The sequence below is a fragment of the Methylobacterium sp. B4 genome (genome assembly GCF_003201865.1).
In the GTDB taxonomy this organism is placed as follows: Bacteria; Pseudomonadota; Alphaproteobacteria; order Rhizobiales; family Beijerinckiaceae; genus Methylobacterium.
The window spans coordinates 38,512-65,198 of the sequence record NZ_QJJJ01000015.1 but is presented as its reverse complement, the minus strand read 5'-3'; the positions used below and the strand labels follow the sequence as shown (position 1 = coordinate 65,198).

The following is a 26,687-nucleotide window of genomic DNA, read 5'->3' as shown; positions in this document are numbered from 1 at the left end:
TCTCGTCCTCGCGAGTTCAAGCGGAAGCAATCGCGGCACGACCTTTTGAGACGGGCCGCGCGGCCGGATCGGTTCGCTCACGCTCGCGATGACGGAGGAGCGTGTTCCCTCAGCGGGCGGTCGAAATGCCCGGCCCCTTGTCGGTCCATTCCGGCGGCAGGCCGATCATGTCGCCGAGCATGCCGTCGAAGCCCGGTGCGCGGCCGAAGGCCTCGCAATCGGGGTCGAGGGGCGCTTCGCCCAGCGTGGTGATGCGGATGCGGTCGTAGGTCGGGAGCAGGAGTTCGCCCTTGAACGGGTCCTTGCCCGTGGCGAGGTAGGAGCCGAAATCCTGGCCGAACTCGCCCGCAAGGTCGTAGGCGTCGCCGGCCGCGGAGAAGCGGGCCTGGTTGGTGAAGGCGTTGGCGGCCCCCGCCCAGATCATCCCCGCGCGCTGGCGGTTGCGGGCGTCGAGAGCCTCGGCCTCGATGGTCAGGCTGCCGAGTCCGATCGGCAGCCGGGGCACCGGAATCCGGCCCACGGTGTTGGCGAAGCCGATGCCGACCTGCCCGGCCACCGAGATCGCCGTGGAGGCGGCGACGGTCGCGCCGGAGGCCGGAATGTTGGTGAGATCGACCCGCGTGATTGCCGAGCGGACGGTGAGGTCGGCCCGGCCCGACGAGACCACGTCGTAGCGCAGCGAGAGGTCGTAGCAGAGCGCCCGGTCGGCGGCGTTGGCGATGACCCGCCGCTCCACCTCCGTCAGGCCGGGGCCGGAGACCGCCGCGGTGAACCGGGTCGGCACGATGCGCACGGTGCGCACCGTCTGCGGCAGGGTCGGGTCGATGAAGAGCTTGGATTCGGAGGCGACCGCGTCGCTGGTGACGAACTGGTCGCGGCGCGAGAGCGAACTGCCGTCGGTGAGCACGACGTCGCCGCAGCCGGCGACCCCGGCGAGCAGGACGGCGGCCAGCGCGAGGCGCCCGGCGCGGGCGGGAAGGCGATGACGTCGTGGCGACCGCAGAAGCATCGGACACTTTCGTGGATGATGGGTCCGGCGCCCTGGGCGCTCGGGGACGCGCATCCCGCCGCGAGCGGCCGGACAGCGTCTCTTTTCAGGCGGAAGCCTAGCTGTACGGGGCCGCTCCCGGAAGGTTGGCAGACGTGCCGCCCGGCACATCCCGGGGGGCTGTGACCGTTCAGCCACGTTGTTTATTCCCGCCCCAAGCCGCCTTCAGGTTCCGGCGCCTCACGCCTGCAACTCTTTCGCACGCCCCGCGCTTGTCCCTGCCGATGCGTCCAACCCAGATCGTCCCCCTCGTCGTCGCCACGGCGCTGTTCATGGAGAACACCGACTCGACGGTGATCGCCACGGCACTGCCGGCCATCGCGGCGAGCCTGCGGACGGACCCGATCGCCCTCAAGCTCGCGCTCACCGCCTACCTCGTCAGCCTCGCGATCTTCATCCCCGTCTCGGGCTGGGCCGCCGACCGCTACGGCGCCCGCAACGTCTTCCGCGCGGCGCTCTGCGTGTTCATGGCGGGCTCGCTCGCCTGCGCCGCCGCGAACTCGCTCTCCGGCTTCGTCGCCGCCCGCTTCGTGCAGGGCATGGGCGGGGCGATGATGGTGCCGGTGGGCCGCCTCGTGATCCTGCGAAGCGTGCCGAAATCCGAACTCGTGGGAGCGCTGGCCTACCTCACCATCCCCGCGCTGATCGGCCCGATCATCGGGCCGCCGCTGGGCGGCTTCATCACCACCTACGCCGACTGGCGCTGGATCTTCTTCATCAACATCCCGATCGGGCTCGCCGGGATCGGGCTCGCGACCCTGTATTTCGGCGACATCCGCGAGGAGACGCGCCCGCCGCTGGACGTGGTCGGCTTCATCCTCTCCGGCGGCGGCCTCGCCCTGCTGATGCTCGGCTTCGCCTCGACCGGGCGTCACCTCCTGCCGGACGGCGTCTCCTGGGCCTGCATGGGCGGCGGCCTCGCGCTGGTGGGCCTCTACCTGCGCCACGCGCGGGCCACCGAGCATCCGCTGATCCGGCTCGATCTCCTCAAGCACCACACCTTCCGCGCGGCGGTGACCGGCGGCAGCCTGTTCCGCATCGGCACGGGGGCGATCCCCTTCCTGCTGCCGCTGATGCTCCAGATCGGCTTCGGGCTCGATCCGCTGCATTCGGGGCTCATCACCTTCTCGGCCGCCGCCGGCGCGCTGCTCATCAAGATCGTCGGCCCGCGCATCCTGCGCGCCTACGGCTTCCGCCGGGTGATGGTGACGAACGCGCTGGTCGCCGCGGCCTTTCTCGCGGTCAACGGGCTGTTCACGGCGCAAACCCCGCACTGGATCATCGTCTGCGTGCTGCTGCTCGGGGGCTGCGTGCGCTCGCTGCAATTCACCTGCGTCAACGCCATCGCCTATGCCGACCTCGAATCCCGCGAGATGAGCGCGGCCACGAGCCTCGCCAGCGTGGCGCAGCAATTGTCCCTCAGCCTCGGCGTCTCGATCGGCGCCCTCGCGCTCGAAGGCGCCGCCGGCTGGCGTGGCCATGCCGGGATCGAGGCGACGGATTTCTCCGTCGCCTTCGGGGTCGTGGCCGTGATCTCGGCGGCCTCGTTCTTCATCTTCCGGCGGCTGGCGCCGGATGCCGGCGCCGAGGTGTCGGGCCAGCACCGGGTCGCGCGCGGCGGGCCGACCCCCGCCGACGGATCGGTTCAGGCTCTCGCGCCCGTCACGCCGCGGCCCGCGCCGGAGCCCGGCCGCCCGCCCGCTTGACGCCGCCGGACTTCGCCCGGGCCGGCGCCTTGGCGGGGGCTCGCGCCGGGGCCGGCGTCTCGCTGCTGCGGAAGAAGCCCTGCCAGCCCCAGGCGCCGGGGCCGGTCATCGCGTACATCAGGAAGGCGCCGGCCAGCCCGAGATCGGCGAGGAAGAACGTGCGCTCGGTCACCGCGGCCGCGCCGGCCTGGAGCCAGAACGGGTGCAGCAGCGCGGCCATGCCGGCCACGAATCCGGCCATGGCAAGGCCGGTGATCCGCGGCATCACGCCGAGGATCACCGCCAGCGGCCCGAATACCTGCACGATGACGGCCGCCGTCGCGACCGCGTTCGGGGCGGGACAGCCGGCACCCGCCAGCGTGACCGCGAAGCCGGAGACGTTGAGGGCCCTGGCGATGCCCGTCGGCAGCAGGGCCGAGGCCATGAGGAGGCGGGCGGCGAGAAGCACGCCGTTCTGGGCTGAACCGAACACGAAGGGACGCTCCGACGGGAGAAGGGTTCCCGGAGCCTGTGCGGACAGCCTGAATCGTCGGTTAAGCGGATCGCGGCATCAACCGGAAACGCCCGCCCGGTACAGGCGTCCGCGCTCGGTCCAAGCGACGACGAGGAGCGCGAGCCCGCCGAGCGCGGCGTAGCCGTAGGCCACCGGCATCACCGTGCCGTCGAAGGCGCGCCCGATCACGAAGCCGCAGAAGGCCCCGAGGATCGTCGTGTAGAAGCCGAGGAACGAGGAGGCCGTACCGGCGATGGCTCCGAGCGGCTGGAGTGCCAGCGCGTTGAAGTTCGGCAGGGCGAAGCTGATCAGGAACTGGTTGAGCGCCAGCACCGACAGGAACATCCACAGCGGCGGGTGACCCTGGAAGTGCAGGCCGATGCCGACCTGCACCAGGGCGACCGCCGTGAAGGCGGTGATGCCGGCATGTGAGAGCGTGCGCATTCCGAGCCGGCGCACGATGCGCGAATTGATCAGCGTCGCCGCGCCCATGGCGCCCGCCACCGCGCCGAAGGCGAGGGGGAACAGGCCGCCGAGGTGGTAGAGGCCGGTGTCGAACACCTGCTGGGCCGAGCCGACATAGCCCATGATGCAGCCGGTCAGCAGGCCGAGCGCCGTGGCGTAGCCGATGGCGATGCGGGTGCGCAGCACCGTGGCCAGCGCCTGGCCCGTGGCGCTGAGCGAGAGCGGACGGCGGTATTCGGGGTGGAGCGTCTCGGGCATGCGCAGGGCGAACCAGAGCGCGAGCACGCCGCCGAGCAACAGCATCGAGACGAAGACCCAGATCCACGAGCCGAGAAGCAGCATGGTCGCGCCGATGGCCGGCCCGAGCATGGGCACGATCAGGAACACCATCATGATGAGCGACATCACGCTCGCCATCTCCCGCCCCGAGAAGCGGTCGCGCACGATCGCCGTCGAGAGCACCCGCCCGCTGGCCGCGCCCATCCCCTGGATCACCCGCGAGGCCAGCAGCCACTCGTAGCTCGGCGCCAGCATCGAGAGGATGCAGCCCGCGGTGTAGATGCCGAGGCCGATCAGCAGGGTGGGCCGCCGTCCGAGCGCGTCCGAGACCGGCCCGTAGACGATCTGCGCCACCCCGAAGCCGATCATGTAGACGTAGACGAGGAGCTGCAGGCTGTTGGGGTCGGCGACCGCGAACCGCTCCTGGATCAGCGGAAAGGCCGGCAGCAGGTTGTCGATCGACATGGCGGTGACCGCCATCATCAGGGCGACGATGCCGACGAACTCGGCGAATCCCGGCCCCGACCAGGGCGGCGCGATCGGCGCCCCACCCGGCACGGCCTCGGAGGCGGGAGTGCCGGATGCGGGCCGGGAAGAGGGTGTCACGGTCGGACGGGCTTTCGCGGACGATGCCGCCGCTCGAGGATCGGCGGCGGACGGGAACGGAGGGGTGGATTTGGGTGTCCGGCGCGGGCTGCCCCTCCCCGCCGAAGGGGAAGGGTTCGGGGCCCGCCTACTTCCGCGTCTCGCCGCCGTCGCCCTCACCCAGAACCGCGCTGAGCCGGGCGTAGTTCTGCGTCACCAGGGCGATGTTGCCCTGCGAGGGTTGGGCCGGCTCGGCCTCGGCCAGGGCCGCCTTGAGTTCCTTGACGGCGGCGGCCTTCTCCTTGGCCGGAAGCTTCGTATCGGCCTGGACCGCCGCGAGCTGCTTCTTCAGGAGCGCGGTGGCGCCGACATAGGTCTTGGTCTCGGGATCGACGCCGCCCAGAACCGCATCGACGGTGTCGCTGGTGTCCTGGAACTGTTCGAGGCTCGCGAAGCCGTTCCGCTTCACGATCGCCTCGGCCTCGCGCTGCGCCTTCTCCTCGGCCTTCGGGTCCGGCTTGTCGGGTGCCGCGCCGGAGAGCTTGGCGAGTTCGGGCTGGGCGGTCAGCAGGCCGTCGATCAGCCGCTGGGTCAGGGCGACCTCCTGGCCGGGCTCGGGCGCCTCGGATTTCGCGTCAGACTTGGCCGGCGGGCTGGCGGCGGGCTTGGCCGGGAGCTTGCTCTGGGCCAGTGCGGGTGCGGCACCGAGGATCGGCGCCGCGGCAAGGGAGGCCGCGACGGATGCGGCGAACAGGGTGCGCGATAGGATCGTCATGGTCGGTTGCCTCTGAGGTCTCGTCGGCTGCGCCGGGCGCTTCTCGCAACGGGTCGCGGCGAAACCGTGATCGCGCCGGCCTGATGGCATTCGCCGGATCGCCCGCGCCGTGCGCTGCCGCAGCGACGCACCGCCACGCCGTGGCCGCAAAACCGGCCTCTGAATCGCCCGCCCGCGATCACGAGGAGATGATTGCCCCGTGAGCCATGCCGATGCCCGCCGCCGCGCCGTACGTCTCCGCCTCGCGATCCTGCTCGTCGCCTTCCTTCCCGTCGCCCTGCTTCCCGTCCACCTTGTCGCGGCGAGCCCGGCGAACGCCGGGGAGACCTACGCGGGCAGGGCCGGCGCGCTCGTCGCACCCTATGTCGAGGCCGGGCTGTTCTCGGGTGTCGTCCTCGTGGCGAAGGATGGGCAGCCGGTCTTCCGCCGCGCCTACGGCCTCGCCGAGCGCGAGTGGGAGATTCCCAACACGCCGCAGACCCATTTCCGCATCGGCTCGCTCACCAAGGCCTTCACCGCGGCCGCCGTGCTGATCCTCGCCGAGGCCGGCCGGCTCGGGCTCGACGATCCCGTTCGCCGCTTCGTTCCCGGCCTGCCCGAGGCCTGGGCGGGGGTGAGTCTGCGCCACCTGCTCCAGCACCGCTCCGGCATCATCAACTTCACGGCGCTGCCGAATTATTACGACCAGATCGCGCGGGTCGATCACACGCCGGGGCAGATCGTGGCGCTCGTCGCGGGCGAGCCGCTGCTGTTCCCGCCGGGCGAGCGCTTCGAGTACAGCAACACCAACTACGTGCTGCTCGGCATGGCGATTGAGGCGGCCTCCAGCCTCCCCTACCCGCAGGTCCTTCGCGATACGATCCTGACGCCGCTGGGGCTGAAGGAGACCGGCTACGACGACCTCACCGCGATCCTGCCGCGCCGCGCCTCCGGCTACCGGCGCGGGCGGGCGCAGTGGCGCAATGCCGTGCCGATGGCGGCGAGCTCCGCCTACGCCGCGGGCGCGCTCTACTCCACGGTGGACGACTTGCTGGCCTGGAACGAGGCGCTCGGCGGCACCCGCCTGCTCTCGGCGGCCTCGCGGGCGGCGATGTTCGATGATCTCGGCACCGGCTACGGCCTCGGCTGGTTCGTCTCTCGCGCCTTCGCCAGACCCGGCGAGCCGGGCAGCGGCCACCGCGTCTTCGGCCATGCCGGCTCGATCCCCGGCTTCCTCTCGATCAACGACCTCTATCCCGACGACCGCCTCAGCGTGATCGTGCTCTCGAACACCGAGACCGCGCCGGCCCAGAAGATCGCCCGCGACCTCGCCGCGCTCCATCTCGGCCGCTACGAGGCGCCCGAGGAGATCGTGCTGGAGGACCTGATCCTCGACCGCTACCCCGGCACCTACCGCCTGGGGCCGCGCGCCTTCCTCACCGTCGCCCGCGACGGGCGAGGCCTGACGGCCCGGCCCACGGGAGAGCCGGCCACGCCCTTCGTGCCGGAGAGCGACCGCACCTTCGTCAGCCGGGTGGCCGACATGCGCCTCACCTTCGAGACCGAGCCCGACGGCAGGCCGACCGGCGTGATCCTGCACCGGGACGGCCGCGACCGGACCGGGCCGCGTGTCTCCGAGGAGGAGGCGCGGGCCGCTCTCGCCGCGCCGCCGGCCACCCACCGGGAGGTCGCCATCGACCGCTCCGGCCTTCCCGCCCTGGCCGGGCGCTACGCGCTGGCGCCGGGTCGCGAGATCGCGGTCACGGCGCAGGACGGGCGCCTGTTCGCGCAGGCGACCGGGCAGCCGCGCCACGAGCTGTTCCCCGAGGGCGAGCGCGCCTTCTTCCTGCGCGCGCTCGATGCGCAGATCACCTTCCTCGCCGACGAGGCGGGCCGTGCCACGGGCCTGATCCTGCACCAGAACGGCTACGACACCGAGGCTCCGCGCCTGCCCGACGGGACGCCCGGTCGGCCCCGCGCACTGGACAAAGGGCGGGGTCGCCAGAGGGGCTGAAAGGGTCTAACTCAAGGAGCCGCGACCGTCCTCGCCGACGGTCGCCCCGTCGCACTCGGCGCGGCGCGGAACACGCGATCGAAGGGCGGCCGCCAGAAGCCGCTTTGGCCAAAAGTCCACCTTGATCCGGCGGGGCAGTTACTCTTGTCTCTCGCCGCAAATCGACAAGAGCGGTCGTTGAAGCATCGTCCCGGCAGGTTACGGCCGGCTCCCCGCGAGACGACGATGCGACAGCCAAGACGTCGCGCACACGACCTGGCGCAATGGAGGAAACGCGATGAACAAGCCCGAATTTCTGGCGGACGCCAAGACGAAGTCGCCCTTCTCGGCGCGCTACGACAACTTCATCGGCGGCCAGTGGGTCGCCCCGTCGGCCGGCCGCTACTTCGAGAACACCTCCCCCATCACCGGTAAGGTGATCTGCGAGGTCGCCCGCTCCGACGCGCAGGACATCGACAAGGCCCTCGATGCGGCCCACGCCGCCAAGGATGCCTGGGGCCGCACCGCGCCGGCCGAGCGCGCCCGCATCCTCCTCAAGATCGCCGACCGGATGGAGGACAACCTCGACCTGATCGCGCTGGCCGAGACCTGGGACAACGGCAAGCCGATCCGCGAGACCACCGCCGCCGACATCCCGCTGGCCATCGACCATTGGCGCTACTTCGCCAGCTGCGTGCGGGCGCAGGAGGGCGGCATCTCCGAGATCGACCACGACACGGTCGCCTACCACTTCCACGAGCCGCTCGGCGTCGTCGGCCAGATCATCCCGTGGAACTTCCCGATCCTGATGGCGGTGTGGAAGCTCGCCCCGGCGCTCGCCGCCGGCAATTGCGTGGTGCTGAAGCCCGCCGAGCAGACCCCGGCCTCGATCCTCGTGGTGATGGAGCTGATCGGCGACCTGCTGCCGCCGGGCGTCATCAACGTCGTCAACGGCTTCGGCCTGGAGGCCGGCAAGCCGCTCGCGTCCTCGCCGCGCATCGCCAAGATCGCCTTCACCGGTGAGACGACCACCGGCCGCCTCATCATGCAGTACGCCTCGCAGAACCTGATCCCGGTGACGCTGGAGCTCGGCGGCAAGTCGCCGAACATCTTCTTCGGCGATGTCGCCAACGAGGACGACGACTTCTTCGACAAGGCGCTCGAAGGCTTCACCATGTTCGCCCTCAACCAGGGCGAGGTCTGCACCTGCCCCAGCCGCGCGCTGGTGCACGAATCGATCTACGACCGCTTCATCGAGCGCGCGATCAAGCGCGTCGAGGCGATCACGCAGGGCTCGCCCCTCGACCCGGCCACGATGATCGGCGCCCAGGCCTCCTCGGAGCAACTGGAGAAGATCCTCAGCTACGTCGATATCGGCAAGCAGGAAGGCGCCGAGTGCCTCACGGGCGGCGCCCGCGGCAACCGCGACGGCGAACTCGCCGAGGGCTTCTACATGCAGCCGACGGTGTTCAAGGGCCACAACAAGATGCGGATCTTCCAGGAGGAGATCTTCGGGCCGGTCCTCTCGGTCACGACCTTCAAGGACGATGAGGACGCGCTCGCCATCGCCAACGACACGCTCTACGGCCTCGGCGCCGGCGTCTGGACCCGCGACGGCACCCGCGCCTACCGCTTCGGCCGCGCCATCCAGGCCGGCCGCGTCTGGACGAACTGCTACCACGCCTACCCGGCCCACGCGGCCTTCGGCGGCTACAAGCAGTCCGGCATCGGCCGCGAGACCCACAAGATGATGCTCGACCACTACCAGCAGACCAAGAACATGCTGGTCAGCTACTCCTCGAAGAAGCTCGGGTTCTTCTAAGCTTCATTCGGAGAAAGTTCGAGACTGACTTCAGCCCCGGCCGCAAGGCCGGGGTTTTTTGATATGCGAGGACGGTGCGGGTTCGAGGGTGAGGCGGTGGGCGTTTGGTACACGCGCATGGGACCGGCGGGCTGGGTCGGGCAGATCGACCACGTCCGCGTCTATCTGAGCGACGAGGAGGGCGAGATCTGCCGCGCCCAGGCGGCGGTGGCGGCGGCGGTGACCGCTTCGCTCGCGAGTCTTCGCGACGCGGCCTCGGCCTATCTCGATCTCTTCGTGGACAGAGGGAAGGCCTGCGGCCGCGCGCAGGAGCCCTGGTGGCTGGACGAAGTCGAGTTCCGCGATCAAACCGAGGAAGAGACGGTCTGCTACGCGCTCCACTTCAGCCTGCACGGCGACGATGGCGGCCTCTGGACGGTCGGCATGCGGGCATCCGCGGACGGGCATCTCCCGTTCCGGTTCGAGCGATGGCAGGGCTGAGGGGTCGGGCGGAGAGCTGGCAGGGCGCACCGCGTCTGCGCCTGCTCAGGCCGACCGATCGGCTCCTCGCCTGGGATCGCGAGGTGATGGGCGTCTAGTACGACTCCTTGCAGATCCTCTATCCCGATCCCGGATACGGGATGGCCGTGGCCCGTGATCCGGGGTTTCATCGGATCCAGCGCAGGGTTTCGACGTCCTATCTCCCCCAGATTTCGGGGTTCATGCAGGACAACGTTGATCTTTTGCCGTTCCTCGGAATGTATCAGGGCGTTCACACCTTGATGAAAGTCGCCAACCAAAGTCCTGATTCGCAGACGAGGCCTGGACACGAGCAGGGCTTTGCCGAGTTGCAGGCGAAGTTCGGTATGTCGCGCTCCCATATCCGCAACATTTTATCCCTGGCGGAGGAGGCCGACCTTCTCACGGGGGCCGGTCCGGGTCGGAAGCACATCGCCCTCACGCCGCGCGGCCTCGCGGCGATCGACCGTTTCGTCGCCGACACGCTCTCGTCGAGCGATCTCGGCTACCGCTTGGCTCTCGCAGAGCTGGGTCATCCCGTAGAGCCTCCGACACGGGTGCCGTCCACTCTGTAGGCCGAGGGAGGGCGCCCTGCGGCTTCCCTGGTGGCTTCAGCCGGAGGCGTGCCAGCGATCGCTGGCTAAGACCGGTGCGGCGACGGGCGCAACGCGTCCGGGTCAGCCGCGCAGCCGGATCAGTTCCGCTCGACCTCGGTCGACCAGCACTTCGGCCGGCATCGGGTGGCTCAGGAAGCCCGTCGGGCTCGCGGTCAGCCCGTAGGCGCCCGATTGCAGCACGGCGACGAGGTCGCCCTCGGTCAGCGGCGGCAGGGGGGCGGCGCGGGCCAGCATGTCGAGCGGCGTGCAGAGCGGGCCGACGACCGCGGTCGCCGCGCGCTCGCCCCCCGCATCCGTCACCGCTGCCAGGGGGAAGTCGCGCTTGACGATCTGGCCGAGATTGCCGCTCGCCGCGAGGTGATGATGCATGCCGCCGTCGGTGATGACGAAGCGGCTGCCGCGGGACTCCTTCACCGCCAGCACCCGGGCGACGTAGAGCCCGGCCGGCCCGGCGAGATAGCGGCCCGGTTCCAGCACCACGCGGGCGCCCGCGAGCGACGGGTCGGCCCGCAGCGTCTCGATCAGCGGCGGCAGGCCGCTGCGGAGCGCGTCGAGATCGAGCGGAGTATCGCCCGAAAAATACGGGATGCCGAGGCCGCCGCCGAGGTCGATCGTCTCCAGCGGTCGCCCGATCTTTTTCGCGATCCGCGCGGCGAGTCGAAGGCCGTAGGCCCATTGGCCCAGTAGCGTGTCGGCCTTCAAACCTTGCGTGCCGGCAAAGAGGTGGAGCCCGACGAGGCGCAGCCGCCCCTGCGCCTCCACCGCCTCGACGGCGGCGTCCATCTCCTCCTCGTCGAACCCGAAGGGCGAGGGTTTTCCGCCCATGCGCATCGCCCCGCCCTGTGCGGTCGCGCCGGGATTGATCCTGAGCGCCACCCGCACGGTCACGCCGTGGCGCTCGGCCGCCGCGGCCACGCGCGACAGCTCCTCGCGGTTCTCGAGGTGGATCTCGCCGATGCCGCCGGCGATCACCCGGTCGAGGTCGGCCGCGCTCTTGCCCGGACCCGCGAACAGAATCCTTTCCGGAGGAAGCCCGGCCGTCACGGCCGCGTCGAATTCCGCGCCGGAGGCGATCTCGGCCCCCGCCCCCTCGTCGAGGAAAACGCGGATCACCGCCGGGTTCGGGTTCGCCTTGACCGAGTAATCGACCTCCGCGAAGCCGGCGACGGCTGCACGCAGCGCCCGGTAGGCCCGCCGCAGCAGGTCGGTATCGTAGACGAAGAACGGCGTGCCGAATTCTTTTGCGAGTTCGGTCAGCGGCACCTCGCCGATGCGGAGCGTTCCCGCTTCATCGCGCGAGAAATTCTCGGCGATCAGCGCGGCGGCGAGGTCGGGCGCGTCAGCCATCGGCCCGGATCTCGGCGGCCGCCCGCTCGGCGGTGAGGCGCTTGTAATCGACCTTGCCGTTGGGCGTCGTCGGCAGGGCCGACACCGCCTCGATGGTGCGGGGCACGAGGTGGGGTGCCAGCGCCCTGCGCAAGGTCTGGAGCACGTCGGCGGTGCCCGGCGCGTCCTCGGCCGGCACGGTCACCGCGTGGATGCGCTGGCCGAGGCTCGGATCGGGCAGGCCGATCACGGCGGCGGCGCGGAAGGCGCCGGTCTCCATCAGGGCCGCCTCGACCTCGGTCGGGCTGACGCGGAAGCCCTGCGTCTTGATCATCGTGTCCTCGCGGCCGATGAACCGGAAGAAGCCGTCGGCATCCTCCACCACGAGGTCGCCGGAGCGGCAGACCAGCCCCGGCTCCCGGCCCGCTTGCGGGAACGGGTCGGGCACCAGCACCCGGGCGGTGTCCTCGGGCCGCTTCCAGTAGCCCATCGAGACGGTGGGGCCGCGGTGGTGCAGGATGCCGGGCTCGCCGGGCCGTGCCCGCCGCCCTTCCTGGGTCACGGCGAAGATCTCGGTCTCGGGGATGGCCCGGCCGATCGAGTCGGGCCGCCGGTCGATCTCGTCCGGCGGCAGGTAGGTCGAGCGGAAGGCCTCGGTCAGGCCGTACATCAGCACGATCGCCGTTTGCGGCAGCCGCGCGCGCAGGCGCTCGATCGTCGGCACGGCGAGGCTGCCGCCGGAATTGGTGATCGCCCGCAGGGCCGAGAGATCCGCCTTGGCCAGATGCGGCGCGGCGCGCGTCATCAGGGTCCACAGCGTCGGCACGCCCGCGAGCAGGGTGATGCGGTGGGCCTCCAGCGCCCGCACCACGTCGTCGCCGAGGCGGGGCGTCAGCAGCACGATCCGCGCACCCTGCTCGACGCTCGTGAGAAGCTGGTTCAGCCCGTAATCGAAGGAGAAGGGCAGCACCGAGAGGATGCGGTCTTTCCTGCCGATGCCGAGATAGGTCCGCACGATGCGGGTGCCGGCGATGAGGTTCTCGTGCGAGAGCATCACCCCCTTGGGCAGGCCCGTGGAGCCCGAGGTGTAGAGGATCGCGGCGAGTCCCGGCGGGGCCGGCTCGCCGGGCGCCAGGGGCGTCGCCCCCTCCCCGTCCTCGCTTTCGAGGATCGCGAGGCCCGGCAGGTCGTCGAGGCTGCCCTCCAGCCCGGCGGCGTGGACGGGGTCGGTGAGCAGCGCGCGCGCGCCGCTGTCGGCGACGATGTGACGGACCTGGCGCGGGCGCAGGGACGGGTGGATCGGCACGAACACGCCGCCCGCCGCACTGACGGCGAAGAGCGCGACGCATTCGCGGATCGACTTCGGCAGGAGGATCGCGATCCGGTCGCCGGGCCGCAGCCCGAGGCGACGCAGGCGCTGCGCCAGCGCCGCGACCCGCGCCCGGAGCGCGCCGTAGCTCAGGGAATCCGCCCCGTCCACGATGGCCGGGTGATCGTCCGCGCCGGCTCCCTCGAGCAGGTGGTGCAGCAGCGTCGGAGTCATCGCGGGGTCAGGCGTCGGAGCGCCGGTCGTCGATGAAGTGGGCCAGCGTGTCGACGCTCGCGAAATTCGCCAGATCGAAGCTGTCCTCGTCGATCTCGACGCCGAACCGGTCGCCGAGATGCATCATCAGGTCGAGGATGCCGATCGAATCCAGCGCGTCGCTCGTCACGAGCGAGGTCTCCCCCGTGACCGAGCCGGGGGGAAGGCCCGGGTTGCGGGCCGCGATGAAGACGAAGATCGCCTCCCGCACGTCGGCCATCGACTGAACCACGGCTTGATGTCCCTCGAACCGTCCCGCGCTGGTGTCGGGTTGCGGGCTTAAGCCCAAACGGGGGGACAAGTCCATCGTCGAGCCGTCCGTCAGGCGGCCTCGTCCTCCGGGACGACGTCGACCTCGACGGTGAGCTTCTGCGCGCCGGCCGCGGAGACGATCCCGTCGATGGGGGCCACGTCGGCGTAGTCGCGGGCGCGGGCGACGACGATGTGCTCGTCGCGCACCACGCAATCATTGGTGGGGTCGAGGCCGATCCAGCCGTCCCGCGCGCCCGAGCCCTCGCCGCACCAGAGCGCGACCCAGGCATGGCTGGCATCGGCCCCGCGCAGGCGCGGCCGGCCGGGGGGCGGGCGCGTGCAGAGGTAGCCGCTGACATAGGCCGCGGGCAGGCCGAGGCCGCGCAGGGCGGCGATCATCACGTGGGCGAAGTCCTGGCAGACCCCGGCCCGCAGCGCGAAGGCCTCCGCCAGCGGGGTCGAGACGGTGGTGGCCTCGGCATCGAAGCGGAAGTCGCTGCGGATGCGGTGCATCAGCGCGATCGCGCCGCCCAGCGCGCTGCGTCCGGGCGGAAAGCTGGCGCGGGCGTAATCCGTGACCGCGGGCACGATCGGCACGCGCTGGCTCGGGAACTGGAAATGGGCCGGCCCGTCGGGGCCGAGCGTGGGCAGCCGCAGAGCCGCCGCGCGCACCGCCTCCCAGGAGGGGCCCGCCTCCGGCTCCGGCGGGACGGGACGCTCCACCGCCACCCGGGAGACCGCCTCGACGGCGAAGGTGCGGTGGGGCTCGTCGATGAGCAGGGTGAGCGTGTCGGTGCCGAAGAAATCGGCCCGCTCCAGCCGGCTCTTCGGCGCCGGCGTAACCGTGAGCGCGGCCTCCAGCACCCGCTGCCCCTCTCCGTCGCGGGGGCGCAGACGCAGGTTGCAGCGCGCGGAGCGGACGGCCCTGGCGTAGCGGTAGGTCGTCAGGTGACGCAAGGTGTAGATCAAGCCAGACCCGTCAGCTTCTCGGGCCGCAGGGCGTCGGGGCCGTTGGGGAAGTAGCGGCTCGCGATCCGGTCCGCGAGGCCTTCCAGCTCGGTTTCGATGTGCTCCAGGGCCTCGCCCTCGGTCTCGGCGGCGTCCGCCGTCTGCAGCGTGCCGGCCAGCGCCAATGCCCGGCGGCGGTGCGTCTCGGGCAGGCCGTCGGCGGCCAGCGCCGGCAGGACCTCGAGATGGGCCACGATCGCCTGCACCTGATAGGCGACCGAGCGGGGATTGCCGGGATCGAGCACCGCCATGTCGCAGACCGCGTCGCGGCTGACGCCGGTGAGGTAGCGGCTGCCGTAGGCGATCTGGGAATCGGCCAGCGAGAGCATCACCCCGAGATCCTCGGCGCTCGCCTCGCGGTCGCAGAAATCCACCGCGAAGCGGCAGGTGTTGATCGCCCGCTCGACGCGCCGTCCCATGTCGGCGAAGCGCCACGCGGTGCCGTGGCCCATGTTCTCGTGGGCGAGGCCCGCCAGCGCGGCGAGGTGGCCGAGCGCCCGCTCGGCCTTGCCGAAGAGCTGCGCCTCGGTCGGCGCCCAGGCCTCGGCATAGACCAGGGTGTCGCGCAGGTCCGCCAGCGCCCGCCAGGATTCCATCGGCAGCCGCTCGCGCAGGGAAGCGGCGATGCGCCGGGCCTCCATGACGTGGGCGAGCGCCGAGCCGTAGCGCATCTTGCCGGAGAGGGCCTCCTGCGCCAGGGCCGCGGGCGAGAGGTCCGCGGCCTCGACCGAGCCCCACTCCTTCAGGAGCGCGCGGATGGCCAGAGCCGTCGGCCCGCCCTCCTCCCCGGAGGCGTCGGCGGCGAGCGCCCCGCTGAAGCCGCCCAGATGCGCCTGGACGAGGCGGATCACCGCCTCCGCCCGCTCCAGGTATCGCCCGAACCAGAACAGGTTGTCCGCCGCCCGCGACGGGAGATGGCCGGCGATGCGGCGGATGCGCGGCGCGGTGGAGAGCAGGAGCGGCGGCGCGTCGATGGGGGTATCCGACAGCACCCAGACATCGGCGGAGCGGATGCCGGCGCGCATCTCGCTCGGGTCGGCGCCGTCGTGCTCGGCCACGCGGCAGAAGGCGCTCGGCAGCACGCGCCAGCCCTCGGGCGTCGCGGCGGCGAAGACGCGCATGACGAAGGGGCGCGGCGCCAGCCGCCCGTCCTGCCAGGCCGGCATGGTCGAGAGCGGCGCGGGCTCCTGCGCCACCCAGTCGAAGGGGCGCTCGCGCAAGGCGGCCAGGGCGCGGGCGCGGGCGGCGTCGAGGGCCGGGCCGGCCAGCATCGCGTCGCGCTCGGGTCCGCGCACCGGGGTCGCGGCGGGGCGCAGCGTCAGACGGTCGAGATGGGCCAGCACGTGGCGAAGGCCGTCCGGATCGCCACACCACCACGTGTCGGGGCCGGCGAGCCGCAATTCCTCGCCGGTGAGCGCTCGGGCGATGGCGGGCAGGTAGGGGCTGAGCGCGGCCGATTCGAGCACGCCGGAGCCCGGCATGTTGCCCACCACGGCGCCGCCCCGGCGCAGGGCCTGGAGCATGCCGGGCACGCCCAGGCGCGAGTCGGAGCGCAGCTCCATCGGGTCGAGATAGTCCGCGTCGATCCGGCGCCAGACCGCGTCGGCCCGCTTCAGGCCGGCGACGGTGCGCACGTGCAGGAGCCCGTCGCGCACGACGAGGTCGTCGCCCTCCACCAGCAGGAATCCGAGATAGCGGGCGAGCGCGGCCTGCTCGACATAGGTGCTGCTGTAGGGGCCCGAGGTCAAAAGGCAGATGCGCGGGTCGCTGCGGGCGCATGAGGCGGCGAGCCCGGCCCGGAAGGCCTGGAAGAATCCGGGCAGGCGCTCGACGTGAAGGTCGGCGAACAGGTCCGGGAAGGCGCGGGCGAGCACCATCCGGTTCTCCAGGGCGTAGCCGAGGCCGGAAGGCGCCTGCGTCCGGTCGGCCAGCACCCGCCAGCACCCGTCCGGGCCGCGCCCGACATCCGCCGCGTAGATCGGCAGCCAGCGCCCGCCCGGCGGCGCGATGCCGTGCACGGGCCGCAGGTATTCCGGGCTGCCCGCCACCACGCCCGCGGGCAGGAACCCCTCCGCGACGAGCCGGCCCGGCCCGTAGATGTCGGCGACGATGCGCTCCATCAGGCCGGCGCGCTGGACGATGCCGGCGGACAGCTCCGCCCAGTCGGCGGCATCGATGACGAGCGGCAGCGAGCCCAGCGGCCAGGGATGCTCCCGCCCGTCGCCGTAGACCCGGTAGGAAATGCCGGCGTCGCGGATGTGGCGCTCGGCCGAGAGGAAGCGGGCGGCGACCTCGCGGTCGTCGAGCCGGGCGAGCCGTTCGAGGAAGCGCGGCCAGCCGCCGCGCAGCTCTCCGCGCGCATCGACCATCTCGTCGGCGAGGCCGGGACGGGGCGCGTAGCCTTCCGTCCAGCGCCGGATGCGCGACGCCGGATCGTCGGTCGCCCAGGCGGAGGCGTCGGGCGCGGGCCCGTCCGCGAGGGCGGCCGAAGATGTCATCGGGGTGCGGGCGCGCGCAGGTCGAGGGTCAGGGGGAACTCGCTTGAGCGCTCCTCGGGCGGCATGGCGATCCGGCCGGGGGTGTGGCCCATGGCCTCGAAGCGGGCGAGCCGCCGCCCCTCCGCCTCGTAGGCGTTGACGGGGAAGCTGTCGTAGTTGCGCCCCCCCGGATGGCTGACATGGTAGCGGCAGCCGCCGAGTGAGCGGTCGCTCCAGGCATCCAGGATGTCGAAGGTGAGCGGCCCGTGCGGCGGGATCGTCGGGTGCAGGGAGGAGGCGGGCTGCCACGCCTTGAAGCGCAGGCCCGCGACCGCCTCGCCGCTGGCGCCGGTCGGCGTCATCGGCAGGCGCCGACCGTTGCAGGCGATCACGTGCCGGCCGGGCACGAAGCCCTCGACCCGGACCTGAAGCCGCTCGACGGATGCATCCACGAAGCGCACGGTTCCCCCGGCGGCCCCCTCTTCGCCCAGCACGTGCCAGGGCTCCAGCGCCTGGCGCAGCTCCAGGCCGACCCCGCCCTGCTCCACCCGGCCGAAGACGGGGAAGCGGAACTCGCGCTGCGCCGCGAAGGCCAGGGGGTCGAAATCGTAGCCGCCGGCCCGCAGTTCTTCCAGAAGGTCGAGGAAGTCGGCCCAGAGGAAATGCGGCAGCATGAAGCGATCGTGCAGGGCCGTGCCCCAGCGGACACAGCCGCCCGTCCGCGGCTCGCGCCAGAGCCAGGCCACGATGGCCCGCAGCAGCACGGCCTGCGCGAGGCTCATGCGCGCGTCCGGCGGCATCTCGAAGGAGCGGAATTCGAGCAGACCGAGACGCCCCGTCGGCCCGTCGGGCGAGTAGAGCTTGTCGATGCAGATCTCGGCCCGGTGGGTGTTGCCGGTCACGTCGGTGAGGACGTTGCGGAACAGCCGGTCCACCAGCCAGTGCGGGATGTTGGCCCCGTCCGGCCCCGGCACCTGGGCGAGCGCGATCTCCAGTTCGTAGAGCCCGTCGTGGCGCGCCTCGTCCATGCGCGGCGCCTGGCTCGTCGGACCGACATAGAGCCCGGCGAAGAGGTAGGAGAGGCAGGGGTGCCGCTGCCAGGTGAGCACGAGGCTCTTGAGCAGGTCGGGCCGGCGCAGGAAGGGCGAGTCGGCGGGGCTGGCGCCGCCGAGCACGACGTGGTTGCCCCCGCCCGTGCCGGTGTGGCGGCCGTCGATCATGAACTTCTCCGCCCCGAGGCGGGTCTGGCGGGCTTCCTCGTAGAGGCCGCGGGTGATGTCCACCGCCTCGCGCCAGGAGGCGGCGGGGTGGACGTTCACCTCGATCACACCGGGATCGGGGGTGACTTTGATGACCGAGAGCCGCGGATCGTAGGGCGGCTCGTAGCCCTCGATATGGATCGGCCGGCCGACCGTCTCGGCGGCGCGCTCGAGATGCCCGACGAGGTCGATGTACTCGTCGGCCCGCTCCAGCGGCGGCATGAACACGCAGAGCACGCCGTCGCGGGGCTCGACCGAGAGCGCGGTGCGCACGGCCACGCCCTCGATGCCGGCGCCGTTGGCCCGGTCAGCCCCCTTCGCCAGGGGCGCCTCCCCGGGGCCGCCCGGTTCGGGGGGCAGGCCGCCGCGGGCCTCCAGCGGGTCCTGCGGCTGGTAGTAGGGGTAGGAATCCGGCGGCACGTGAGGCAGCGAGCCGAGCGGCAGGCGAAAGCCCAGGGGCGAGTCGCCGGGGTTGAGATAGGCGCCGCCGCGGCGGAAGCTCCAGACTTCAGAGATCCAGGCGCGGCCGGTCTCCGCCGCGAGGTTGGCGAGGGGCAGCACGTAGCCGACGGGGGTGTCGAGGCCGCGCCCGAACACGCGGGCGTAGCGGGCGTCGGTCTCGGGGCTGCCGGTGCGGGGCGCCGCGGTGGTGACGTTGGCCGGGAGCTCGCTCTCGCGGCTCCTCCAATAGACCGCGTCCTCGTAGGCCGGGAAGACGAAGCGGGCGAGTTCGAGCCGCTCGGCGAGCGCGCCGACCAGCCGCTCGGCATCGGCGAGGGTGGCATCCCTCGGCCCGTCCTCGACCGCGACGAGATCGGCATTGCGCCAGACCGGCACGCCGTCCTTGCGCCAGTAGAGGGCGAAGGCCCAGCGCGGCAGGCTCTCGCCGGGATACCACTTGCCCTGGCCGTAATGCAGCATGCCGCCGGGCGCGAAGCGATCCCGCAGGCGCCGGACCAGCTGATCGGCGAGGCCCCGCTTGGTCGGGCCGACGGCGGCGACGTTCCATTCGGGCGCCTCGAAATCGTCCACCGAGACGAAGGTCGGCTCGCCGCCCATGGTCAGGCGCACGTCCTGCGCGGCGAGGTCGGCGTCGATGCGCTCGCCCAGCGCGTCCATCGCGCTCCAGACATCCTCGGAGAAGGGCTTTGTGATGCGCGGCGCTTCCGCCACGCGGCTGACCGTCATCTCGTAGGCGAACTCGACCCCGGCCGGCTCGGAGAGGCCGGTGATCGGGGCGGCGCCGTTGTAGTGGGCGGTGGCCGCCAGCGGGATGTGCCCCTCGCCGGTGAGCAGGCCGGAGGTGGCGTCGAAGCCGATCCAGCCGGCCCCGGGCAGGTAGACCTCGGCCCAGGCGTGCAGGTCGGTGAAGTCTGTGGTGGTTCCGGCCGGCCCGTCGACCGCCGTGGTGTCGGGCACGAGCTGGATCAGGTAGCCCGAGACGAAGCGGGCGGCAAAGCCCAGGCGCCGCAGCACCTGCACCAGCAGCCACGCGGAGTCGCGGCAGGAGCCGCTCTTCAGGGTCAGGGTCTCGGCGGGCGTCTGCACGCCGGGCTCCATGCGCACGCCGTAAGCGACCTCGGTGCGCAGCATCGCATTCAGCGCCACGAGGAACGTGACGGTGTGGGTCTCCTCGGGAATGCGCGCGAGGAAGGCGTCGATCTCCGGACCCTGGGCCGCATCGAGGACGAGGTAGGGGGCGAGCGCGACCTTCAGGTCCGGCTCGTAGTCGAAGGAGCGGCGCTCGGCGTAGGGCTCGACGAAGAAGTCGAACGGATTGATGACCGCGAGGTCGGCGGTGAGATCGACCTCGACCCGGAACTCGCTGGTCTTTTCCGGGAAGACGAGCCGGGCGAGCCAGTTGCCGGCCGGGTCCTGCTGCCAATTGATGAAGTGGTTCTCGGGCACGACCTTCAGCGCGTAGGCCGGCACCCGGGTGCGGGAATGCGGCGCCGGGCGCAGGCGGATCGTCTGCGGCCCCAGCGCGATCGGCCGATCGTAGCGGTAATGCGTGACGTGGTGCAGGGCGGCTTGGATCGACACGGAGGCTCCCGGGCAGTCTTGATCGAGGCTCACGGCGGAGCCGGGCGGCCGCGCTGGGCCGCTGGTTGCACGCCTTATACATCCCGGATGAGGCGGGATGGCGCTCAATCAAGCAAGAACCGTGCGGCTGGATCGAGCCGGCTCCGAGCGGGGCGGGAACTTCGCGGGCTCGCGGCCCTTGGTTTCCTGATTCCGGCACACGGCCCGGTTCCTGCAGCATCCCCGCCCCGGCGGGAGGCCCCATGCGTATCTTCCAGTGCCAAGCCTGCGACCAGCCGGTCTCGTTCGAGAGCACGGTCTGCGAGAGTTGCGAGCGGCGCCTCGGCTATGTCTGCGACTGTCACGCCGTCTCGGCGCTGGAGCCTTGCGGCGAGGATGCGCGCGGACCCCTCTTTCGCGCCTACGCCCATCCCGGCCGCAAGTACCGCCTCTGCGCCAACGCGGCCTACGAGGCCTGCAACTGGACGGTGCCGGAGGAGTCGGACGAGCCCTACTGCGTCACCTGCCGCCACAACCGGGTGGTGCCGGACCTGAGCCTGCCGGCCAATCTCGAGCGCTGGCGCCAGATCGAGGCGGCCAAGCGGCGGCTGTTCTACTCGCTGCTGCGCCTGGAGCTGCCGCTGGTGACGCGGGCGCAGTACTCCGACGGGCTCGCCTTCGACTTCCTCGCCGAATCGGCCGGGCCGCCGGTGATGACGGGCCATCTCGACGGGCTCATCACCCTCTCCATCGCCGAGGCCGACGACGTGGAGCGCGAGCGCCGCCGCACGATGTTCGGCGAGTATTACCGCACCCTGCTCGGCCACTTCCGGCACGAGATCGGGCATTACTTCTGGAACCTGCTGGTGCGCTTCGATCCGAGCCTGCCGGCCTTCCGCGTCCTGTTCGGCGACGAGCGCGCCGATTACGGCGCGGCACTCCGGCGCCACCATTCCGAGGGGGCGCCGCCGGACTGGCAGGAATCCTTCGTCTCCTCCTACGCCACCGCCCATCCCTGGGAGGATTTCGCCGAGACCTTCGCCCACTACCTGCATATCGTCGACACGCTGGAGACCGGCAGCGCCTTCGAGATGCGGCTGAGTCCGAAGCTGAGAGGCGGCGGCGAGGGGGCGCAGGCCTCGACCTGCATCGACTTCGACCCCTACGAGACGCCCGATTTCCAGCGGGTGATCGAGGCGTGGCTGCCGCTGACCTACGCGATGAACTCGCTCAACCGGAGCATGGGGCAGCCGCCGCTCTACCCCTTCAAGCTGGCGCCGGCGGTCATCGCCAAGCTCGCCTTCGTGCACGAGCGGATCTACGCCGCGCGCAGCCCCGGCGGCCTGAGCGAGGCCGCGAGCGACGAGATGCTCAAGGCGGTGATCGCCGGCCTGCGCCAGCGGGTGGCGGCCCCGACGGCCTGATGTCCGTCCGGGATCGTTCGGCGCGAGGGCTGCCGGACGCGGCGTTCGCGTCGTCCGGCAGCCCGTTGGTGGGAAGGCGGGTTACTCGGCCGCCGGAGCCGCGGCGGCCGGGGCCTTCGGCGCGGCGGGCTTGGCGGCCGGCTTGGCCGGGGCGGCGCTGCCGGTCGCGGCGGGGCCGCCGGTCGCCGCCGTGCCCGGGGCGGGCTTGGGCGCCCATTCGGCGTCGGCGCGGGGTCCGTTCGGGCCGTTGGTCGGGCCGGCGAGCTGGCCCGGCACCGTGTCGCTCACCTTCTTCCAGGTCTGCGACTGGCACAGGAAGGCGATCAGGCACCCCTTGACGGTCAGCTCCTCCGGCTCTTCCGACCAGATCGTGACGTCGTAGAACTTGCCGTCCTCGGCGTTGTAGATCTTGCCCTCGTAGCGCGCGTCCTCGTTCAGCTTGAGGCCGAGGATGAGCTGGTGGCCCAGCGAGGCGCGGGCGCGCTTCTTGGGATCGGGATTGCGGAAATCGACCCGCGGCTTGCCCTCGTCGTTGAGCGGGGTCTTGAGCCACACGGCGTAGCCGCAGAGGTTCTTTTCCTGCGGGCCGCACTTCTCGACGCGGATGCGCGCCTTGCCGTCCTGGGTCAGCCAAGTGCCGCTGGGGTCGCGGTGCGGCGCGGCCGAGGCGGCGGTCGCCAGCAGCGCGCCGAGGGCGGCGAGGCCGGCGCCGCGAAGGAAGGCCGCGCGCGCACCGATCGGTCCGAACTTCATGCAATCATCCCCACTCGGGCGCGGCGGCGATCCGGGCCGCACCGCTCAACCTGACGATCCGTCCGGCCCTGCGTGGCCGGGTCGAGGCCGGTCGCCGTGCGGACCGTTGCCCCTTCGCCGCAGCCATCGAATGGGAAGGTGACCGGATCATGACCGCCGCGGGGCGGTTTCGACGCAATTTGCCCGTCCCGCGCCCGGGACGGGAGCCGCCCTCGCCGCAGGGGGCGACACGGGGTGCAGCCTGCCGAGCGCGCACGAAAAAGGGGCCGGTGCGCGGCACCGGCCCCTTCGGACGAAGAGTCGAGCTCCGACCTTACTCGGCCGGGGTCACGTCGGCGGTGAAGTGGCCGCACCAATCCTTGGAGGCGACCACCGGCCAGAGGCCCTGGCTCTGCGGATCGGGCTGGCTCACCGGCGGGTTGAAGCGGCAGAGGCCCTGGTCGCCCGCGGCCTGGGCGCCGTTGGTCTTGTGGTCGTCGAAGAAGCGGCAGCTCTGGCAGGCAGCGTTGCTGTTGGTGGCCATGGTCTCACTCCGAGGATTGGTCGTTGTTTCCTGGCGATCGGTCCGTCCCGGCCTCTCGGCCGGCGGCCCCGCCGTCACGATCTTTCATTAGAACAACTCCAAACTCGGATCAAGCTCTTTAGAACGATTCCGAATAGTGAGCCGGCATTGGGCATGACCGCCCGGTGGCGCCGAAAAATGCCGGGACCACAGCGCTTTGGCGCCTGGAGAAGCGTCGGACGCTGGCGATGACGGGGCGAGGTTCGAGCATCACGAACGCGTGAGAGGGCGGAGAGCCGGGCTCTCCGCCCTTTCCGGACGGCACGAGAACGGGGTTCGGTGGCGTCAGGCCGCGGCGGCGCGGTCGAGGCTGGTCGCGACGAGTCCGGCCAGATCGGCGGCCTCGTTGCGGATGTCGGGCACCGCCGTGCATTCCCACAGCACCCCGCGCAGGAGCGGCCCGAGAACCCAGAGCGGTCCCGCGCCCTCCCCGGCCGTTCGGCCCAGCGCCCGGTAGTCGGCGCCCGCATCGAGGCCGAGGCCGAACGGGCCGGGGCGCACGAGGCCGCGCTCGGAGAGCCGTCGCAGCAGCGGGTCGCGGTTCTGCGCAAGATGGCCGAAGCCGGTGGCGTCGATCATCGCCTGCACGCCGAGGCGCTCCGGGGCCCGCGCGCCGCGCAGGCGCAGGGTCACGACCGCCTGCGCCGCCTCGTCCTCGACCGCGAGCAGGCGGCCGGCCCGCACCGTGAGCGCGCCGCGCTCGATCTCGCGGGCGATGGTCGCGGCGGCGGGCGGCGCCGTGCGGTGGCGGTGCACGTCCCAGAAGGGGCGCAGGTGGCGCAGGAAGCGGGCGCGCTCCGTGGGCGGCAGGCCGCGCCAGATCGTGTCGGTGAGCGGGCGCAGGGCGTCGATCACCCCGTGCCAGGGTACGCCCGCCGCCTCGGCCCGCGCCACCTCGGCGCGGATGCGCGCCAGCAGCCGCGTCAGGGAGGCGAAGTCGGCCGGCTTCAGATCCGGGATCGGCCATGTCGGCGTGGGGGCGTGGGCGTTGGGCAGGAGCCCGCGGCGAGACAGGGCGAGGATGGCCCCGGCAAAGCCGTGCGCCCGCAGGCTCGCCACGGCGTCGAGCATGGTGAGCCCGGTCCCGACGACGAGGACCGGCGCGTGCGGGTGCAGGCGCCCGAACTGCTCGGGGCTCCAGGGATCGAGGCTGTGGCGGCTGCGCGGCGCGGCCGCGGCGAGGTTGCCCATGGCCAGCACGGCGCCGGCGACGCCGTGCGCCTGTCCGCCCTCGGTGCGCAGCAGGAAGCCCCCGGCCCGCGGCTCCAGATCGACCACCCCGTCGGGGACGAGGCGCAGGCGCGGCCCCCCGGGGCCGGTGACCAGCCCCGTCACGGCGCCGGTGAGCAGTTCGGTGAGGTAGCTGCCGTAATGGCCCCGCGCCACGAAGGTCCCGGCCGGCGTCGCGGCGACCCCCGCGTCGGGTCCCTTCCCGCTCAGCTCCCCGCGGGCGAGCCAATCCTCGAAATGCCCCGGTTGGTCGGGGAAGGCGCTCATGTTGGCGGCGCGCACGTTGAGGAGATGGGCCGGGTTGCCGGTGCCGTAGGCCAGCCCGCGCGCGAAGCTGCCCCCGCGCTCGCACAGCAGCACCGGCCGCTCCGGCGGCAGCACCGAGAGGAGCTGGAGCGCGGCCATGGTGCCGCTGAATCCCGCTCCGATCACGGCGATCGGGGGCAGGCTGGCTTGACGGGTCATCGTGTACGGTCCTTCCGTGCGGCTGGCTCTCCCTCGGGTCAGCGCGACGGCGCGTCCCAGACCGGCAGCGCGGAGGCATCCACGGCCCGCGGCAGCAGTCCCTCCGCGCGGAAGGCGTCGGCGATGGTCTGCTGCTCGGACAGACCCTCGCGGGTCACCGGCTCGACCCGGTAGGAGCGGCGGGCATTGGCCTGTTTGACCACCGCCGGCTCGATCTTCCACAGGGCGGCGAGGCGCTCGGCCGCCGCGTCGGGGTTTGCCTTCACCCAGAGGCCGGCCTCGCGCAGCTTGCCGACGAGCAGGGTCAGCACGTCGGCGCGCTTCTCGGCATAGGCGTCGGAGGCGAGATAGTAGCGCTTGTAGGAAGAGAGGCCCGTGCCGTCCCGGAGGATGCGGGCGCCCGCCTGGACCTGCGCCGCCGAGAGGAAGGGGTCCCAGGCGACCCAGGCATCGACGCTGCCGCCGGCCAGTGCGCTGCGCCCGTCCGCCGGGGTGAGGTAGGCCGGGGTGATGCTCTTGAAGGAAAGCCCTTCCGCCCTGAGCGCGGCGAGCAGCAGGTAATGGCTGCCGGCGCCCTTGGTGACCGCCACTTTGCGGCCCTTCAGCTCGGCGACGCTCTTCAGCGGCGAGTCGCCCGGTACCAGGATCGCCTGCGCCTCGGGCGAGGCGGCCTCCTGCGCGACATAGGTGATCCTGGCCCCCGCTCCTTGGGCGAAGACCGGTACGGTGTCGGCGACATCCGCCGAGACGTCGATGCGCCCGACGTTGAGCGCCTCCATGATCGGCAGGCCGCTGGTGAACTCGTGCCAGGACACGGTGACGTTCAGGGGCTTGAGGGCCTTTTCCAGCGTCTCGTCCTGGCGCAGCAGCGAGACCAGCGCGGAGGAGCGCTGGTAGCCGATGCGCAGGGTGGTTTCCTCCGCCACGGCCGGGCTGCGGCCGAGGGCGAGACCGAGCGCGAGGCCGGCGAGGACGAGACGGGCGGCGGACCGGCGGTTCATGGCGGACTTTTCGGTTTTTCAGGGCGGCAGAGGGCACGTCCCCTCCCCCTTGCGAGGAGGGGCGGGGTCGAGAAGGAGAGCTTCCCTTCAGCTTCCGGGCTTGCGCACGGCGCCGGCGATGTCGACGGCCTTCGGCACGAGCTTCAATCCGTGGAAAGCGTCGGCGATGCGCTGCTGCTCGGCGGCGACGGCCGCGTCGAGGGGCCGGATGCCGTAGGTCTGGCGCTTGAGGGCCACGCTCAGGATCGGCGCCGGGATGCCGACGGAGGGGCTCAGTTCCCGGGCCACCGCGTCGGTGTTGTCCTTGGCCCAGGCATCGACCTCGGCGACCGCCGCGACGATGGCGTCGAGCGCGGGTCCGTTCTCGGCGGCGAAGCTCTCGGAAGAGAGATAGAACTGGTGGTTCGGCACGAGGCCGGTGCCGTCGGCGAGCACCCGGGCGTTGCCGCCGGCTTCGGCCGCCGCGAAGTACGGGTCCCAGATCACCCAGGCATCGACAGCGCCGCGCTCGAAGGCCGCCCGCGCATCGGCGGGCGCAAGGTAGACGGGGGTGATGTCGGCGAGCGTCAGCCCGGCGGCCTCGATGGCGCGCACGAGCAGGTAGTGGACGTTCGAGCCCTTGTTCAGCGCGACCTTCTTGCCACGCAGGTCCGCGACCGACTGGATCGGGCTCGCCTTCGGCACCAGGATCGCCTCACCCTTCGGCGCGGCGGGCTCGTGGGCGACGTAAACGAGCGCGTCGCTTGCGGCTTGGGCGAAGATCGGCGGGGTCTCGCCCGCCGATCCGAAATCGACGGCACCCGCGTTGAGCGCCTCCATCAGCGGCGGGCCGGAGGGAAACTCCGACCACTGCACCCGGTAGCCCAGCGCCTTCAGCTTCGGCTCCAGACTGCCGCGGCCCTTCAGCAGGACCAGCGTGCCGTATTTCTGGTAGCCGACCCGAACCACGCGCTCGTCGGCATGGGCGGCGAGCGTGAGGCTGACGAAGATCAGCGCGGCCAGCGCCAGCCAGAGGCGCGGCAGCAGCGAAGGCGCGGTGACGGCGCGGGCGGGCATCGGCGAAGCT

Annotated in this window: 21 protein-coding genes; 6 read left to right on the top strand and 15 right to left on the bottom strand. The window is 71.8% G+C overall.

The genetic code is table 11. The annotated features are described in order from the left end of the window. Positions 1-109: 109 nt before the first annotated feature. Positions 110-1,009, bottom strand: coding sequence for a DUF3313 domain-containing protein (locus tag BY998_RS17175; protein ID WP_110352830.1), 900 nt, complete (start codon positions 1,007-1,009; stop codon positions 110-112). A gap of 263 nt (positions 1,010-1,272) precedes the next feature. On the opposite strand from BY998_RS17175, the gene BY998_RS17170 reads away from it, so the two are divergent. After that, positions 1,273-2,754 (top strand): MFS transporter, encoded by a 1,482-nt coding sequence (locus BY998_RS17170; protein WP_110352857.1) that lies wholly within the window; start codon positions 1,273-1,275, stop codon positions 2,752-2,754. On the opposite strand, the gene BY998_RS17165 is transcribed toward BY998_RS17170, so the two are convergent. The 3 genes from BY998_RS17165 to BY998_RS17155 form a co-directional block, all read right to left on the bottom strand. Further along, positions 2,711-3,226: a DoxX family protein gene (locus tag BY998_RS17165; RefSeq protein ID WP_110352829.1), complete on the bottom strand. Its 516-nt coding sequence runs from the start codon at positions 3,224-3,226 to the stop codon at positions 2,711-2,713. The two genes, BY998_RS17170 and BY998_RS17165, sit on opposite strands and share 44 nt — an antisense overlap. Positions 3,227-3,304: 78 nt before the next feature. Further along, the gene (locus BY998_RS17160; protein ID WP_110352856.1) at positions 3,305-4,471 is read right to left on the bottom strand and encodes a multidrug effflux MFS transporter; all 1,167 of its coding nucleotides are present in this window, start codon (positions 4,469-4,471) and stop codon (positions 3,305-3,307) included. A gap of 253 nt (positions 4,472-4,724) precedes the next feature. Then, positions 4,725-5,351, bottom strand: coding sequence for a hypothetical protein (locus tag BY998_RS17155; RefSeq protein WP_110352828.1), 627 nt, complete (start codon positions 5,349-5,351; stop codon positions 4,725-4,727). Positions 5,352-5,550: 199 nt separating this feature from the next. Between BY998_RS17155 and BY998_RS17150 the strand changes: the two genes are divergently transcribed. From BY998_RS17150 to BY998_RS17135, 4 genes are all read left to right on the top strand, one after another. Beyond that, positions 5,551-7,344, top strand: a complete 1,794-nt coding sequence (locus tag BY998_RS17150; protein ID WP_245421627.1) for a serine hydrolase — start codon at positions 5,551-5,553, stop codon at positions 7,342-7,344. A gap of 277 nt (positions 7,345-7,621) precedes the next feature. Beyond that, positions 7,622-9,145, top strand: coding sequence for an aldehyde dehydrogenase (adh, locus tag BY998_RS17145; protein ID WP_110352827.1), 1,524 nt, complete (start codon positions 7,622-7,624; stop codon positions 9,143-9,145). Positions 9,146-9,208: 63 nt separating this feature from the next. After that, positions 9,209-9,625: a hypothetical protein gene (locus BY998_RS17140; RefSeq protein ID WP_110352826.1), complete on the top strand. Its 417-nt coding sequence runs from the start codon at positions 9,209-9,211 to the stop codon at positions 9,623-9,625. A gap of 107 nt (positions 9,626-9,732) precedes the next feature. Continuing rightward, the gene (locus tag BY998_RS17135; protein ID WP_146221794.1) at positions 9,733-10,218 is read left to right on the top strand and encodes a hypothetical protein; all 486 of its coding nucleotides are present in this window, start codon (positions 9,733-9,735) and stop codon (positions 10,216-10,218) included. Positions 10,219-10,320: 102 nt separating this feature from the next. Here BY998_RS17135 and BY998_RS17130 read toward each other — a convergent pair whose 3' ends face one another. From BY998_RS17130 to BY998_RS17105, 6 genes are all read right to left on the bottom strand, one after another. After that, positions 10,321-11,607, bottom strand: coding sequence for a type III PLP-dependent enzyme (locus tag BY998_RS17130; RefSeq protein WP_110352824.1), 1,287 nt, complete (start codon positions 11,605-11,607; stop codon positions 10,321-10,323). Next, a complete protein-coding gene (locus BY998_RS17125; RefSeq protein WP_110352823.1) occupies positions 11,600-13,129 on the bottom strand; it encodes an AMP-binding protein in 1,530 nt (509 codons plus the stop codon). Before BY998_RS17125 ends, BY998_RS17130 begins: the two co-directional genes overlap by 8 nt. Before the next feature lie 7 nt (positions 13,130-13,136). Beyond that, complete coding sequence (locus BY998_RS17120; protein WP_110352822.1) at positions 13,137-13,388, bottom strand: acyl carrier protein; 252 nt, start codon at positions 13,386-13,388, stop codon at positions 13,137-13,139. A gap of 101 nt (positions 13,389-13,489) precedes the next feature. Continuing rightward, positions 13,490-14,389 (bottom strand): transglutaminase family protein, encoded by a 900-nt coding sequence (locus BY998_RS17115; protein WP_110352821.1) that lies wholly within the window; start codon positions 14,387-14,389, stop codon positions 13,490-13,492. Continuing rightward, positions 14,386-16,926, bottom strand: a complete 2,541-nt coding sequence (locus BY998_RS17110) for a circularly permuted type 2 ATP-grasp protein (RefSeq protein WP_110352820.1) — start codon at positions 16,924-16,926, stop codon at positions 14,386-14,388. The genes BY998_RS17115 and BY998_RS17110 overlap by 4 nt, the downstream gene beginning before the upstream one ends. Beyond that, positions 16,923-20,207 carry a transglutaminase family protein gene (locus tag BY998_RS17105; protein ID WP_245421625.1) on the bottom strand — a complete coding sequence of 1,095 codons (3,285 nt, stop codon included), beginning with the start codon at positions 20,205-20,207 and terminating at the stop codon, positions 16,923-16,925. The genes BY998_RS17110 and BY998_RS17105 overlap by 4 nt, the downstream gene beginning before the upstream one ends. 242 nt (positions 20,208-20,449) lie before the next feature. On the opposite strand from BY998_RS17105, the gene BY998_RS17100 reads away from it, so the two are divergent. Next, a complete protein-coding gene (locus tag BY998_RS17100; RefSeq protein ID WP_110352818.1) occupies positions 20,450-21,610 on the top strand; it encodes a putative zinc-binding peptidase in 1,161 nt (386 codons plus the stop codon). 81 nt (positions 21,611-21,691) lie between these two features. Here BY998_RS17100 and BY998_RS17095 read toward each other — a convergent pair whose 3' ends face one another. The 5 genes from BY998_RS17095 to BY998_RS17075 form a co-directional block, all read right to left on the bottom strand. After that, positions 21,692-22,363: a DUF2147 domain-containing protein gene (locus BY998_RS17095; protein WP_110352817.1), complete on the bottom strand. Its 672-nt coding sequence runs from the start codon at positions 22,361-22,363 to the stop codon at positions 21,692-21,694. A 313-nt stretch (positions 22,364-22,676) separates the two neighbouring features. Then, on the bottom strand, positions 22,677-22,886 hold the full coding sequence (locus BY998_RS17090; RefSeq protein WP_110352816.1) for a hypothetical protein: 210 nt from the start codon (positions 22,884-22,886) through the stop codon (positions 22,677-22,679). Between the two features lie 324 nt (positions 22,887-23,210). After that, positions 23,211-24,620 carry an FAD/NAD(P)-binding protein gene (locus tag BY998_RS17085; RefSeq protein WP_110352815.1) on the bottom strand — a complete coding sequence of 470 codons (1,410 nt, stop codon included), beginning with the start codon at positions 24,618-24,620 and terminating at the stop codon, positions 23,211-23,213. A 38-nt stretch (positions 24,621-24,658) separates the two neighbouring features. Further along, positions 24,659-25,621 carry an aliphatic sulfonate ABC transporter substrate-binding protein gene (locus BY998_RS17080; protein ID WP_110352814.1) on the bottom strand — a complete coding sequence of 321 codons (963 nt, stop codon included), beginning with the start codon at positions 25,619-25,621 and terminating at the stop codon, positions 24,659-24,661. Between the two features lie 87 nt (positions 25,622-25,708). After that, entirely contained in the window at positions 25,709-26,677 is a 969-nt protein-coding gene (locus BY998_RS17075; protein ID WP_110352813.1) for a sulfonate ABC transporter substrate-binding protein, read from the bottom strand. Positions 26,678-26,687 lie beyond the last annotated feature (10 nt).